This window comes from Streptomyces sp. NPDC090499 (assembly GCF_044769305.1).
Classification (GTDB): domain Bacteria; phylum Actinomycetota; class Actinomycetes; order Streptomycetales; family Streptomycetaceae; genus Streptomyces.
Genome location: NZ_JBIVXP010000033.1, coordinates 38,993 through 52,516 on the forward strand (window position 1 = coordinate 38,993; position 13,524 = coordinate 52,516).

Genomic DNA, 13,524 nt, shown 5'->3' on the forward strand with positions numbered 1-13,524 from the left:
GCCGTACCGGGGCGCACTCACACGGTCAGAACCCGGATCCCCGCCTCCTCGAACCTGCGCACCGTCTCCGGCGCCGCCGCCGTGTCCGTGACCAGGACGTCCACCAGCTCCGCCGCGCAGATCCGGGCGAACGCCCGCCCGCCCAGCTTGCTGGAGTCCGCGGCGACCACCACGCGGGCCGCCCGCTCGCACAGCAGCCTGTTGACCGCGGCCTCGCCCTCGTCATGGGCCGCGGCCCCGTGGACGACGTCGAAGGCGACCACCCCGAGCACCGCCACATCAAGGGTGACCTGACCCAGCACCCCGTCCGCGAGCGGCCCGGTGAGCTCGTACGACTGCGGGCGTGCCACCCCGCCCGTCACCACGATCTTGAACTGGGGCCGCACCGCGAGCTCGTTCGCGATGTTGAGCGCGTTCGTGACGACCGTCAGCGCCGGCGTGCCGGTGGTGAGGTCCCCGCGTACGGCCAGGGCGCGGGCCACCTCCGTGGTGGTCGTACCGCCCGTCAGCCCCACCGCCTCGCCCGGCTCGACCAGTTCAGCCACTGCCTTGGCGATCCGCTGCTTTTCCGAGGCCTGCCGCGCCGTCTTGTAGCGCAACGGCAGCTCGTACGACACCCCGTGCACCACCGCTCCGCCCCGGGTGCGCACCAGCATCTGCTGCTCGGCGAGCTGGTCGAGGTCCCGGCGGATGGTGGCCGCCGAGACCGCCAGCTCGGCCGCCGCCTCCTCGACGTCGAGGCGGCCGCGCTCGACCAGCAATTCGAGCAGCGCCTTCCAGCGGGCATCGCGCGACATCCGCCGCCTCCGTTCCTCGGTCTTCCGGCGACTCCGGGTGACCTTAGCGCACCTGGATTTCGATGGAATGCTTGATTGTGCTTGAAAAGTCGCTCTATCTTGCAAGAGTAATCACGATGCGTCGCGCAGGAGGGAGCAGTGATATGTCACATATCGCTGAAGAGCTGAACAGCCAGCCCGAGTGCTGGACCCGGGCCGCCACCGAAGCCGCCCGCCATGCCCACGTCCTCCCGGCCCCGGGCGAGCGGGTCGCGATCGTGGGCTGCGGCACCTCGTACTTCATGGCCCAGGCCGCGGCCGTACTGCGCGAGTCCGCGGGACAGGGCGAGACGGACGCCTTCGCCGCCTCGGAGTTCCCGCACGGGCGGTCGTACGACCGGGTACTGGCCCTCACCCGGTCCGGTACCACCACCGAAGTCCTGGCCCTGCTCGACGAGTTGAAGGGGCGCACACGCACCGCCGCGATCACCGCCGACCCCGACACCCCGGTACCGGACGCCGCCGACGACCTCGTCGTCCTGGACTTCGCCGACGAACGCTCCGTCGTCCAGACCCGCTTCGCCACCAGCGCGTTCACCCTGCTCCGCGCGCACTTCGGCCTGCACACCGACACGGTGGTCGCCGACGCCCGGACCGCACTGTCCACTCCGCTGCCGCCGCAGCTGGTCGAGTGCGGACAGTTCACCTTCCTCGGGCGCGGCTGGACCGTCGGACTCGCGAGCGAGGCCGGACTCAAGATGCGCGAGGCCTCGCTGTCCTGGACCGAGGCCTACCCGGCGACGGAGTACCGGCACGGCCCGATCAGCATCACCACCAGGGCCACCGCGGCCTGGATGTTCGGCCCCGCGCCGGCCGGACTCGCCCGACAGGTCGCCGCCACCGGCGGGCTGTGGATCCAGGGCACCCTCGACCCGCTCGCCGAACTGGTCCGAGCCCAGCGCCTCGCGGTCGCCGTGGCCGCCGCCCGGGGCCTGGACCCCGACCGGCCGCGGCACCTCACCCGCTCGGTGATCCTCACCCCGACCGGCGAGGAGTGAGCGTGCCCCTGGCAACCACCGGCACACTCCTGGCCCGAGCCGCCGAAGTCCACTCCGCCGTCGCCGCGTTCAACGTCATCACCCTGGAACACGTGGAGGCCGTCATCACCGGCGCCGAGGCTGCCGGTTCACCCGTCGTCCTCCAAGTCAGCGAGAACGCCGTCAAGTTCCGCCTCGGAAGCCTCCTGCCGCTGGCCCGCGCCGCCACCGCGGCCGCCGAACGCGCCCGCGTGCCGGTCGCGTTGCACCTCGACCACGTCCGCAGCGACGAACTGCTCCGGCAGGCCCCGGACGCCGGATTCAGCTCGGTCATGTACGACGCGTCCCAGCTGCCCTACGCCGGGAACCTCGCCGCGACCACGGCGGCCGTCGACTGGGCGCACGACCAAGGCCTGTGGATCGAGGCAGAGTTGGGTGAGGTCGGCGGCAAGGACGGCAGACCGGCGCTGGACGCCCACGCAGCCGGGGCGCGTACCGACCCCGCCGAGGCACGGGACTTCGTCGCCGGCACCGGCGTCGACGCGCTGGCCGTGGCGATCGGCAGCGCCCACGCCATGACCACCCGCACCGCCGCCCTCGACCACGACCTCCTCGGCCGCCTCTCGGCCGCCGTGCCGGTCCCTCTAGTCCTGCACGGCTCCTCCGGAGTCCCGGACGGGGGACTGGTCGCCGCGGTCGCCGGGGGCATCGCCAAGGTCAACGTCGGCACGGCGCTCAACATGGCGATGACCGCGTCCGTCCGCCGCTTCCTCACGGACCACCCCGACGCCGTCGACTCCCGCCCGTACCTCGCTGCCGGCCGGGAGGCGATGGCCCGGGAGACGACCCGGATCATCGGCGTGCTCAGCGGCGGGACTACCCGCGCCTGACCGCCTTCAGCACCACGAACTTCGGGTCGCTCGCAACCAGTTGGCTGTTTCCGAACAGGCGCCGCAGCGTCACGTGGTAGCTCAGGTGCCGGTTGCCGACCACCCACAGCTCGCCGCCCGGCCGCAGCGCCCGCTTCGCCCCGCTGAACATCCGCCACGCCGTCGCGTCGGTGGTCGCCTGGTGGGAGTGGAACGGCGGGTTGTTCAGCACCACGTCCACGCTGCCGGCCGCGACCCCGGCCAGCCCGTCGCCGACCCGGAACTCGGCGTGCCCGGGTACCCCGTTGGCCTTGTAGGTGGCCTCCGCCGAGGCCACCGCCTGGAACGACTCGTCCACGAACAGCACCTCGGCCGTGGGATCGGCCAGCGCCACCGCCGTACCCACGACCCCGTTCCCGCAGCCCAGGTCGACGATCCGGCGGCCGCCCCCGGGCAGATGCGCGAGGAAGAACCGCGTCCCGATGTCGAGCCGGTCGGCGCAGAAGACCCCCGCGTGGTTCACGACCGTACGGCCGGAGACCGCGCCGATGCCGGCGGGGAGCGCGTAGCTGTACGGCCACGGGTTCGCCGGGCGCTCCAGCGACGGATCCGGCGTGCAGTGGATCAGCCGGGCCTTCTGCTCGGCCAGCGAGGTCCGGGTCGGCCCGAGGATCCGCTCGAACAGCCGGAGCGTCGAGGTGTGGATCTCCTTGACCATGCCGGTGCCGATCACGACCGTCCCCGCGTGCACGGCGGGCGCCAGCCGCAGCAGTTGGTCCTCGAGCAGCGCAAGGCTCTTCGGGACCCGTACCAGCAGCACGTCCACCCGGTCCGGCGGCGGATCCTGGGTGGTCAGCAGCTGCACCGCGCCCGGTTCGACACCCGCGCGCGCCAGGTTCACGCGGGTCGCCTCCTGACTCAGGTACGAGTCGGTGATCTGCACCGGCCGGTGCGCCGCCAGCGCCGTGACCAGCGCGCCCCAGCGGTCGCCGAGCACCACGACCGTGCCGGACAGCCCGGTCCGCTCCCGGTCGAGATACCGCAGCAGGTACGCGTCCGAGGCGTCCCAGGCACGCAGCCGGTCGCGCGGATCCTCCGGGAAGCGGGACAGCTCGAACTCGCCCCAGGCAGTCGTCATACGGTCGCTCATCGTGCGTCCAGGCTAGCGGAACCGCAGCTCAGGCCCGGTCGGGCAGGATGGGGGCATGGAGGACGAACTGTTCCCGAGGGCGTGCGCCCGCATCGCACCGGGCGCCGTGCACGTCCCCGACTGGCTGGACACGGACCGGCAGCGCGCGCTGCTCGCCGCCTGCCGGGACTGGGCCCGGCCCCCGGCGGGCCTGCGCACGGTCCGCACGCCCGGCGGCGGCACGATGACCGCCCGCCAGGTCTGCCTGGGCTGGCACTGGCACCCGTACGCCTACGCCCGCACGGTCGTCGACGGCGACGGCAGCCCCGTCAAGCCGTTCCCGGCCTGGCTCGACGAACTGGGCCGCCGCGCGGTGGCCGACGCCCTGGGCCCGGCGGCGGTCGACGGATTGTCGTACGACATCGCACTGATCAACTTCTACGACGCCGACGCCCGCATGGGCATGCACCGCGACGCCGACGAGAAGTCGCAGGCCCCGGTGGTGTCACTGAGCCTCGGGGACACCTGCGTCTTCCGCTTCGGCAACCCGGAGAGCAGGGGCAGGCCGTACACGGACGTGGAGCTGAGGTCGGGGGACCTGTTCGTGTTCGGGGGCGGGAGCAGGCTCGCGTACCACGGGGTGCCGAAGGTGCACCCGGGCACGGCACCGGCGGAGCTGGGCCTGACGGGCCGGCTCAACGTCACACTGAGAGTGAGCGGCTTTGGAGGTGCCTTGACTTGAGCGCCCCTTCAGGGGCGCGGGGCTGTACTGATTTGCGGCTCCGCCGCGTGGGCGCGACCAGCCACAACGCACCGCCACCGTGCTCCGCTACGGATCATGGCAGACTCCCTCTCATGAGCGGAAAGGCGGCCCCCGGCCCGACGGGGAACGGAACCTCGAAACCCCGGCTGGACCGAGGACGTGGCGCACTCGGCCCCGCCCTGGAACTCGTGCACACCGGCCGCGCCCCCACCCGCGCGGTGCTCACCGCGGAACTCGGCGTCACCCGGGCCACGGCCGGCGCCGTCGCCGCCGAACTGGAGGCGCTCGGCCTGATCAGGGTCGACGCCCACCCGGGCGCCGCCGCGGGCTCGCAGGGCCGCCCCTCGCACCGCCTGGAGGTCGCCGAGAACGGCCCCGTCGCACTCGCCGCGCAGGTCCACGCCGACGGCTTCCGGGCGGCGCTGGTCGGCCTGGGCGGCCGGATCGTCGCGACCGCGCCCGGCTGTGAGACCGTCGACGCCGACCCGGCGAAGGTGCTCGGCTCGGTGGTCGAGGCGGGCGCCGACCTGCTGCGCAGCACCGGACTGCGCTGCGTCGGCGCAGGTCTCGCCGTGCCGTCGGCCGTGGCCGAGCCGGAGGGCCTCGCCCTCAACCCCCTGCACCTGGCCTGGCCGGTGGGGGCGCCGGTACGCCGGATCTTCGCGGAGTGCGTGCGTGCGGCCGGCCTCACCGGGCCGGCGTTCGCGGGCAACGACGTGAACCTGGCCGCGCTCGCCGAGCACCGGCACGGCGCGGGCCGGGGCGCCCGGGACCTGCTCTGCGTGGCTACCGGGCACCGGGGTGTCGGCGGCGCACTGGTCCTGGACGGCCGCCTGCACACGGGGAGTTCGGGCCTGGCCCTGGAGGTCGGCCACGTCGCCGTGAACCCGGAGGGCCGCCCCTGTCACTGCGGCAGCCGGGGCTGTCTGGACGTGGAGGCCGATCCCCTGGCGCTGCTGATCGAGGCGGGCCGTGATCCCGGGCCCGAGGTGTCGCTGCTGCGGCAGGCCGAGGACCTGGTCCGCGACCACTACCGCGACCCGACCGTCCGCAGGGCCACCGAGGCCCTGATCGACCGCCTCGGCCTCGGGCTGGCGGGACTGGTCAACATCCTCAACCCCGACCGCATCATCCTCGGCGGCCTGCACCGCACCCTCCTGGACGCCGACCCGGAGCGGCTGCGCGCCGTCGTCGCCGACCGCAGCCTGTGGGGCCAGAGCGGCAGCGTACCGATCCTGCCGTGCACGCTGAGCCACAACAGCCTGGTGGGAGCGGCCGAGCTGGCCTGGCAGCCGGTACTGGACGACCCGCTCGGGGCACTCCGGTAGCCGCCCACCGCGACCAGGGCCGGGGACATCTCGGTGGCCCGAGCGCCCTGAAGGGGCGCGGGGAACTGCGCGACCAGCCACGACGGCGCAGCAGTCGGTACACGGCACGCAGTTGTACACGGCAGTGCTGCGGCACCTCCAGCTGAGCGCTGAGCGCTGAGCGCCTAACGCCAGTCGACGGCGAAGGCTCGGGCGGGGTTGTCCATGAGGATCCGGCCGACGTGCTCCGCACCCAGCTCGGCCTCCAGCCGCGCCCGCACCCGCCGCAGCAGGTACGGCATCCCGGGTCCGCCGTCCACCGACCGCGCCCCCGCCACCACGGTGTCGCCGCCCAGCAGCAGCCGGTCCCCGAACCCGGCCTCGGCCAGGGCCCGTACGGCCTCGGGCATCCGCCAGTCGGTGGCATGGTTGGCCCGCGACGGCCCGTCGAAGGCCAGCCAGCAGCCGGAGGCGGCGGCCTGCCGCTGGACGACGAGGTCGGGGGAGCGGTTCAGGTGGCCGAGGATCACCCGGTCCCCGGGGACGCCCAACTCCCCGCAGAGCAGGTCGAGTACGTCGAGGGCGCCGGTGCCCAGCTCCAGATGGACGGCGACCGGCGCGCCCGTCGCGTGATGGGCCTCGGCCGCCGCGGTCATCGTCCAGCGGGCGTGCGCGTCGAGGTGGTGGAAGCCGCCCGCCACCTTGACCAGACCGGCGCGTACCCCGGACGTACCGATGCCCTCGGTCAGTTCGCAGACGAAGACCTCGGCGAGCCTTCCGCGCAGTTCGTCGAGCAACTCCGGTGCGTAGTGCGCCGCCTGGTGGAGACCCGTCGCGCAGATCAGGTGCACTCCGGAGGACCGGGACAGCTGCGGCAGGTCGGCGGCCCGCCGTCCCATCCCGTACGGCGTCCACTGCACGACGGCCGCCCCGCCCGCCGCGCGGAACGCCGCCACCTCGGCACGGGCGGCGCTCGCGTCGTTCAGCTCCTGTCCCGGCAGCCGGGGGCTGCGGAGGAACAGGTGGTCGTGCGCGTCGCAGACGCCCAGGTCGGCGGGCCGGATGTCACCGAGGACCGTACGGACAGCGCTCACCACTGCCGCCCTCGCGGCAGCGCGCCGTGCCCCGGCTCGGACAGGTGCAGTACCTCGAAGACGTCGCCCTCGGCCTCGGGCGTGTCGTGCTCCCAGAGCGAGAAGTGGACCAGCTCCCAGGCGTCCGTGTCCACGGCGGACGCCGCCAGCACGGCACCGTCCTCGGCCGCCAGCCGCCGGGTCCCGTCCGCCGCGTCGGCCATGAAGGCGGCCAGTTCCACACCGTCCGGCACCGGTTGCCGCCGCCGCACGGCGAACGCGGCAGGGGAGCCGGCGGCGGTGCCCACCTCGAAGGCCAGGCCCGTCCACTGCCGTATGTGCGGCCGCCCGAAGTCGTCGACGGCCCGCTGGAAGGCGCCTCCCCACAGGAAGCTGTTCATGCCCCGCACGGTGTTCCAGAGGTAGAACGGGCCGTACTGGTTGACCGGCGAGCCGTGCCGGCCCCGCTCGCGCAGGAGGTAGGTCTTGATGCCGAGGCCGTCCCAGTCGTCCAGCAGATGCCCGACGCGCGCGACGCGGGCGCGGATGACGCCCATGTCGTAGTCCGCGGGCAGGGCAGTCGGGACACCCTTGCATGTACCATGCGGCGCAGGGGAGGGGCTATGGCAAAGCTGATCGATCTTTACTTGCGGAAGTCCGCGATCACGCGACAGCGAGAGCGGGCCTTGACGTTCCGGGCTCAGGAGGAGCGGGGACGTCGGTGGGCAGACGAGAATGGCTACACCGTCCGTAAGGTGTGGGCGGACAACCTGAGCGCGTACACGGACACGGTACGCCCGAAGTTCGATAAAGCCATCGGCGCACTCCTTGCGGACGAGGTACCGGCGTTGTGGTGCTACGCGGCCGACCGTTTCTCTCGAAAGGGTGCGGGCGCTGTCATACCGCTACTCGACGCCGGCAAGCGGATTGTCTTCGACTACGAACGCTTGGACTCCGCAGACCCCCGCGACCGTCGAGACATCATCAACCGCGCAGAAGAGGCGCGTGAGTATTCGTCGCTTCTCTCCCACCGTGTCCGTGACACGAAATCGCAGCAGCGCGACGAGGGCGCTTGGCTAGGCGCAGCACCCTATGGCTTTGAGATAGCCGATAGGGAAACGCGAAAACTCCGACACGCAGAAACGTGGCCAACGCTAATCAGCATCTTCGAGGCGACGGCCGAAGGTAAGTCGGCGCGGACCATTGCACAGGAGTTGAACGGGGAGTGTGTCCCGTCGCCTGACGGGATCACATGGGGCGGATCCACAATCCACCGGATGATTCGAACTCCGGTCTACGAGGGTTGGCAGTCGGTTGCCCTGACGAGGGGTGGTCGCTCTGTTCCTTACCGGAACAAGAAGGGTGAGCGGGTTTCAGTGCTTGCGGACGGCACCGAACCTGTACCCGCAGACCTTGTAAGGAGGGCTCGTCTAGCGGTTGCGGGGCACCTACCCGTAGCCCCGGAGTACCAGCGCGGCAAGGTCAAGCATCTGCTATCGGGGCTCTTGCGCTGCGCAAGTTGCGGGGGCGGTACAGCGATCCACGGGCGTTCGTACCGCTGCTACAACTACACCGTCGGGAAACCCTGTGCGGAGCCGGCGTCTGCCATGAGGTCTCTCATTGAGGCATATGTCTTCGAGGAGTGGCTCAGCGCGGTACTGAAAGCCGACCTAGACGATGCCGACCCGCTCATGATTGCTGTAGCGCAGCGCTGGGTGGCTCTGACGAAGCCCGAGGAGACGGAGGAGCACCGTCAGGCCGTAGCGGCCGTCAAAGCGGCGGAGAAGGCAATGGAGCGCCTTGCGGAAGACCGCAAGGCGGGTATCTACGACGGCGCCATGGGGCGCTTCTACCCTCGACTAGTCGAGGAGGCGGAGGCCGACCTAGCCGCCGCTACGAATCGCGCAGCGGAGTTCGGCGGGTCGGTAGACCTGACGATCTTTGACGATATGGATATGTTGACTGCCGCATGGGAGGCGGCGGACGACACCATGCGGCGGGACTTGATTCGTCTCGCTATCGACGAAGTCAGCGTGACGCGCGGCGCACGCCGAGGAGCCCCCTTCGACGGCGATGCGCGCTGCACCATCAAGTGGGCTACCCCCGACGAGGAGTAGCGCAGGTGCAGCAGAGCCCCGCCAGGACAACCCGGCGGGGCTTTGTCACGCCTTCGGTGCCTCGCTCCACGGGCCGGCGGGAGGCCGATCCGGGAGCTTGGCGCCCGGCCTGCGGCAGTAGTGGGCGACGAAGCGCCGGAGGACGTCTGAGCGGTCGGTGTCGTCGGGCACAGCGTCCCCGAACGCCTTCCACAGCTCCGCGTCGATTCGGAAGCGGCTGACGGGTGTCTTCGGTTGGTTGGGCATGGCAGAACGGTAGCAGAGGTGTGGCCACACCAGGGGGGTTGCGGAGGTGTGGCCACACCCTCTACGGTGTAGCCACACCCCGACGCAAGCAAGACGAAGGGCCCGCGGAATCTTGGCGGACGCAGCGGGCCCCTTGTCTCCATATCTGGAGGTTCCATAATGGCACGCCCCATCCTCGTCGTAGGCAACTTCACCACCGCTGACAACCTGGCCGACGTCACGGCCTTCGCGTCCGACGTCGCCGACCGTCTCCGCCTCCCCGCTGTCGTCGCGACGGGCCGGGACTACGACCTGTCGCAGTACGAGGGCGTCGTACTGGCCGACGGCTGGCACGCATCGCTTCCGTCGGCCGCCCTGGGCTGTGAGGCGCTGCTCACCGACATGTGCACCCTGTGGGCCCACGAGGTCTATGAGTACCCGGTGGACACCATGTGCGGGCACTGCGGCACCGACGACCCGGAGGCGGCCCCGGTGTACGCCGACGGGGTGTGGACGACGTCGCTGTGCCCCGGGTGCGTAGCGGCGCACGAGAGCCTCAGCTTCCCCGGCGTCGTCCTGGTTGCCGCGTGAGCGCCGCGGAGCGGGACCTCCGGGAGCTCCTGGAGGCGGTGTGCGAGGCACTGACGGTCCCCGGGGAGGACTTGAACCGCCGTCGCCTCGTCGAGCGGGCTCTGTGGGCGCGGACGACGATCCGCGGCGCTCTTGACGAGGATCCGGCGGACGTCGGATGGAATGTCGGCTACCTCCGACGGAAGATGACCGACGAGGAGCAGCGCAACAAGTAACTACTATCTGTGACGGAAGGGCCCGCCCGGCTTCGGCTGGGGCGGGCCCTCCGCATGCTCTGGGCGCCTCGTCGACGTCCTCTGTGGCCCTGGAATGTGATCGGGGTCACCGTCACATAGCTTCGTCCTCCGTCGGCCGCCGTCCGGAGACCCCGCGTGCCCCGGTGCCCGCCAAATTTCGCACCCCTCTGACCTGCGACGTTGTCCAAATGGCCAAACTAACCCCCTTTCCTGAACTCCTCTTAACGCGTGTTAGAGAGAAGTCAGAATGGGGGTTAGTTTGGCACTTTGGACCAACTCCGCCCTGGAGGACGTCGAACCTCCGCCCGACGGAGGCCGACGAGGAGGAGCGAGACGGGTGAGGCCCGGGAAGGGGCCTGCGCGCCCGTCTGGGCGCCTTTCTCGGCCTCGGGGTACTCAGGGAGCCTGGAAATGCGTACAGAGCCACTCAGGGCTTCGTGCCGCTCATGACCCCGCCCGCGACGACAACGCCCCCTGTAGCACAGAGTAGTTGATCTTCCCTGCGTCACATCCGACCCCCATTACGACACAACGTAAGTAGCAAGTCGAACAAGCGGCTTGCTCGACGAATGGGGACGCTGTGAGGCACGAAGACGGCTTGAGGGTGCGCCGCACCCGTCGCACGTACGAGGCGATGGAGATGGATGCGCTCGAAGAGGAGATGACGGAGCTCGACGCCTACGTATCCCCGGGGCGGGGTTACTGGCGGGGCCTGTCGGGGCGGGATCCTCTGGCGGAACTCACCGATGAGGAGTACGGCCTCCAACGCTTCGAAGACTGGCACGATGCCTCGGAGGTCGACGAGGAGCGTCCGACGCGGAGCCGGCCGAGAGGGCGTGACGTAGACATCGTGCCGCCCGTCGTGGGTGAGGTCACCGTGCGCGTGGATCCCGCGATAGCCGCCGCACACGCGGCACGTCAGCGGGGCGCCACGCCGACGCTCTCGTACGAGTCGGCCGGCGGACATGTGACCGTCGAGGGTGCGCTGAAGATCTGGCGGGGCGCGTGCGCGCAGTGCGGCACGTCGTTCGAGCAGCGCCGCCCGGTGAGCCAGCGTCGACGGTGGGCGAGCCTGTGCGGCGACGAGTGCCGGACGCAGTGGGACCGTGAGCGTGCTCGCGACCGCATGAGGCGCCTCCGGGGCGACGAGGCGGCCTGACGCGTTCGACTTACTTATGTATCTGGAGGAGGGGGACCGCACAGCGCCCCTCCTCCTCGTCGCATCGCGGAGAGTCTCCGGCCCCTCAATAGCCGTCGAAGCCTCCCGTGCCGCGTGGCGCCGCTCTCTCTCCCGGCGTCGCGCTAAGGGCTCCCGCCTGTGTCCCTTCGGGGAGCGTGTAGAGCGCCGGTCTCCTCCTCTGGGCCGTGCCGTTCCGCGCCGCCACTCCACGGGCGGGAGCCCTTCTTTGCGAGCTCATTTCGAGCGATAGACCGAACGCCATGGACGGAGACCAATGCGCACCCTTGACGTGCCTGGCCCGACGTCGCGGCCCTGCCTCACCTGTGGGGAGTCGTTCCCTCTCACGCTGGAACACTGGCCGTTCGACGCGATGGGACGAGGCGGCACACGACCTCACTGCCTTTCCTGTTACAACCGCAAGCGCCGCGAAGCGTACGCCCGGGATCCGGGGCCGACGAGAGAGCGCATGCGGCTACGCCGTGCGGAGCGTACGGCGCACTTCCGAGGAGCCTTGACCCCACATGGGCAGGGCTCTTCGTCGTTTCTGGAAACAGAGGAATGACCATGAACAAGCACCTGGAGGCGGCTCAGAGCGCCGTCCCGGAGATCGCGGACTACGAACGCCGGAAGGCGCTCGTCGAGGCGAAGCTGAGCGAACTCCCGTCCGCCGATGACCCCCAGGAGGCCGCCAGTGCTGTTGTTGCTGAGGCTCTGATCACCTATCTCGACACGGGGACGTGGCCGGCTGACGTCGACGAGCGCGCGCGGACGGCGTATGTCGACGCCATAGCGGCGGCGGAGATCCGGGGGCAACTCACCTACATGCGGACGGAGTTCCGCAACGGCCACGAGCTGAAGGGCATCGTCGAGCGCCGCGCGCCGGAGATCCTGGAGCACCTCGACGGACAGCTCCGTGACGTCCTGGAGGCCGTCAGGAGGGATCTGGGCGCACTCGCGGACGTGCGCACCGCGGATGACGCCATCAACGCCCCGAAGGCCTCCATGGAGGCCTACAAGCGCATTGTGGCGCGCGTGCCGGAGCTGTTGAGTATCCGGGAGGCGCAATGGACGACACTCTCTGACACCGTCGACGTCACCGGACCGCACAGCCCGCTCAGGCACGCCAAGCGGGACGGCTGGGGACACGTTCGGGGCGCGGCTCTGCCGGCCGACCATGCAGCCGAAGCGGTAGCGGGTCGGTTCACCCTCGATCACCTCGTCTGGCTCGCACAGCAGCCTGACGCTTACGTGCCGACGGATGCTGACGAGTTCATCGAGGCGCGTCAGGCGTACCGCGCTTCGCTCACCGACGACGGTTCCATTCCGCGGGAGGCCGATCCGTACGGCGACGACCCGCTCATCATCGACGCCAGGAAGGCCACCCATGTCTGAGACCACCGCTCCGAAGAAGGGCACCGTCCGTGCCGGCGCGGAGCGTTACCGCAAGTTGCACGACGAGAGCGGCCAGCGACTCCCACGCCCGATCTTCGACCCGTCGGAGCCGGAGACGGACGCCCCCGGGACGGAGGTCATGGAGTGAGCGACGTACAGGGCTACGTGCCCGGCCTAGGCATCGGTGAAGCGCGGTACCGCGCAGCACAGGGCGACACGTCCTCGGACGTACGGATGACGCTCCGCGGCACCGTGGGCGGACGCTCGGATGTCCAGTCTTCGGAGCCGGCGCCTGCCATGCCGATGAACGGCTTCTTCGACAGCGGACTCCACTGGACCCAGACAGCCGCCGGACAGGCGTACCTAGAGCAGTGCCGTACGGGTCGGCTCTGACGTCAGGTGAGGATGACATGACTGCCTGGGAAGGCAGCACGAGACGCGCAACCCTGCCCCGCAACTGGGCCACGCTGCGACGTCGAGTGATCCGCCGTGACGCAGAACAGTGCACAGCACGCCACAGCGACGGCACGCGGTGCCCGGAGCCAGGGACCGACGTCGACCACGTGATCCCTCACTCGCTCGGAGGGACAGACGACATGACCAACCTGGCGCTGCTGTGCCCTTGGCATCACCGACGGAAGAGCAGCAGCGAAGGCGGGCGAGCGTCCGCACTCAAGCGCGTGTCGACGCACCGTCCGCGCGCGTCGCATCCGGCGCTCGACGACTGAGAACGTTCTGACGCGTAAATAGGTGCAGGTCAGGGCGATCGTGGGCAGGGCTGGGTGCCGGGTGGCTGTGGGCCGCCGGGCGTCTGGTCTTCTGGTCTTCT

Annotated in this window: 16 protein-coding genes; 11 read left to right on the top strand and 5 right to left on the bottom strand. The window is 70.6% G+C overall.

Going from position 1 to position 13,524, the window contains the following annotated elements:
- Nucleotides 1-17: 17 nt before the first annotated feature.
- Entirely contained in the window at nucleotides 18-797 is a 780-nt protein-coding gene (locus tag ACIQVL_RS49830) for a DeoR/GlpR family DNA-binding transcription regulator (RefSeq protein ID WP_403436366.1), read from the bottom strand.
- Nucleotides 798-940: 143 nt separating this feature from the next.
- Here ACIQVL_RS49830 and ACIQVL_RS49835 point away from each other — a divergent pair, with 143 nt between their 5' ends.
- Both ACIQVL_RS49835 and ACIQVL_RS49840 read left to right on the top strand, forming a co-directional pair.
- Nucleotides 941-1,834 (top strand): SIS domain-containing protein, encoded by an 894-nt coding sequence (locus tag ACIQVL_RS49835; RefSeq protein ID WP_403436368.1) that lies wholly within the window; start codon nucleotides 941-943, stop codon nucleotides 1,832-1,834.
- Between the two features lie 2 nt (nucleotides 1,835-1,836).
- Entirely contained in the window at nucleotides 1,837-2,703 is an 867-nt protein-coding gene (locus tag ACIQVL_RS49840) for a ketose-bisphosphate aldolase (RefSeq protein ID WP_403479062.1), read from the top strand.
- Here the strand turns inward: ACIQVL_RS49840 and ACIQVL_RS49845 are convergent.
- Entirely contained in the window at nucleotides 2,690-3,820 is a 1,131-nt protein-coding gene (locus tag ACIQVL_RS49845; protein ID WP_403436374.1) for a methyltransferase, read from the bottom strand. The genes ACIQVL_RS49840 and ACIQVL_RS49845 overlap by 14 nt on opposite strands.
- A 67-nt stretch (nucleotides 3,821-3,887) precedes the next feature.
- On the opposite strand from ACIQVL_RS49845, the gene ACIQVL_RS49850 reads away from it, so the two are divergent.
- Together ACIQVL_RS49850 and ACIQVL_RS49855 are read left to right on the top strand one after the other, a co-directional pair.
- On the top strand, nucleotides 3,888-4,553 hold the full coding sequence (locus ACIQVL_RS49850; protein WP_403436376.1) for an alpha-ketoglutarate-dependent dioxygenase AlkB family protein: 666 nt from the start codon (nucleotides 3,888-3,890) through the stop codon (nucleotides 4,551-4,553).
- 113 nt (nucleotides 4,554-4,666) lie between these two features.
- Nucleotides 4,667-5,902, top strand: coding sequence for an ROK family protein (locus ACIQVL_RS49855; protein WP_403436379.1), 1,236 nt, complete (start codon nucleotides 4,667-4,669; stop codon nucleotides 5,900-5,902).
- Nucleotides 5,903-6,066: 164 nt separating this feature from the next.
- On the opposite strand, the gene ACIQVL_RS49860 is transcribed toward ACIQVL_RS49855, so the two are convergent.
- Nucleotides 6,067-6,975 carry a phosphotriesterase gene (locus tag ACIQVL_RS49860; protein ID WP_403479063.1) on the bottom strand — a complete coding sequence of 303 codons (909 nt, stop codon included), beginning with the start codon at nucleotides 6,973-6,975 and terminating at the stop codon, nucleotides 6,067-6,069.
- Entirely contained in the window at nucleotides 6,972-7,529 is a 558-nt protein-coding gene (locus ACIQVL_RS49865; protein ID WP_403479072.1) for a DUF4865 family protein, read from the bottom strand. Before ACIQVL_RS49865 ends, ACIQVL_RS49860 begins: the two co-directional genes overlap by 4 nt.
- Nucleotides 7,530-7,577: 48 nt before the next feature.
- Here ACIQVL_RS49865 and ACIQVL_RS49870 point away from each other — a divergent pair, with 48 nt between their 5' ends.
- Entirely contained in the window at nucleotides 7,578-9,071 is a 1,494-nt protein-coding gene (locus tag ACIQVL_RS49870; protein WP_403479064.1) for a recombinase family protein, read from the top strand.
- 45 nt (nucleotides 9,072-9,116) lie between these two features.
- Here the strand turns inward: ACIQVL_RS49870 and ACIQVL_RS49875 are convergent, their stop codons facing one another.
- Complete coding sequence (locus ACIQVL_RS49875) at nucleotides 9,117-9,317, bottom strand: hypothetical protein (protein ID WP_403479065.1); 201 nt, start codon at nucleotides 9,315-9,317, stop codon at nucleotides 9,117-9,119.
- 159 nt (nucleotides 9,318-9,476) lie between these two features.
- On the opposite strand from ACIQVL_RS49875, the gene ACIQVL_RS49880 reads away from it, so the two are divergent.
- From ACIQVL_RS49880 to ACIQVL_RS49905, 6 genes are all read left to right on the top strand, one after another.
- On the top strand, nucleotides 9,477-9,887 hold the full coding sequence (locus tag ACIQVL_RS49880; RefSeq protein ID WP_403479066.1) for a hypothetical protein: 411 nt from the start codon (nucleotides 9,477-9,479) through the stop codon (nucleotides 9,885-9,887).
- On the top strand, nucleotides 9,884-10,102 hold the full coding sequence (locus ACIQVL_RS49885; protein ID WP_403479067.1) for a hypothetical protein: 219 nt from the start codon (nucleotides 9,884-9,886) through the stop codon (nucleotides 10,100-10,102). Before ACIQVL_RS49880 ends, ACIQVL_RS49885 begins: the two co-directional genes overlap by 4 nt.
- 625 nt (nucleotides 10,103-10,727) lie before the next feature.
- Nucleotides 10,728-11,282, top strand: a complete 555-nt coding sequence (locus tag ACIQVL_RS49890; RefSeq protein WP_403479068.1) for a hypothetical protein — start codon at nucleotides 10,728-10,730, stop codon at nucleotides 11,280-11,282.
- Between the two features lie 585 nt (nucleotides 11,283-11,867).
- Entirely contained in the window at nucleotides 11,868-12,695 is an 828-nt protein-coding gene (locus tag ACIQVL_RS49895; protein WP_403479069.1) for a hypothetical protein, read from the top strand.
- A complete protein-coding gene (locus tag ACIQVL_RS49900; protein ID WP_403479070.1) occupies nucleotides 12,688-12,843 on the top strand; it encodes a hypothetical protein in 156 nt (51 codons plus the stop codon). Before ACIQVL_RS49895 ends, ACIQVL_RS49900 begins: the two co-directional genes overlap by 8 nt.
- 262 nt (nucleotides 12,844-13,105) lie before the next feature.
- Nucleotides 13,106-13,423: an HNH endonuclease gene (locus ACIQVL_RS49905; protein WP_403479071.1), complete on the top strand. Its 318-nt coding sequence runs from the start codon at nucleotides 13,106-13,108 to the stop codon at nucleotides 13,421-13,423.
- The last annotated feature ends 101 nt before the right edge of the window (nucleotides 13,424-13,524 follow it).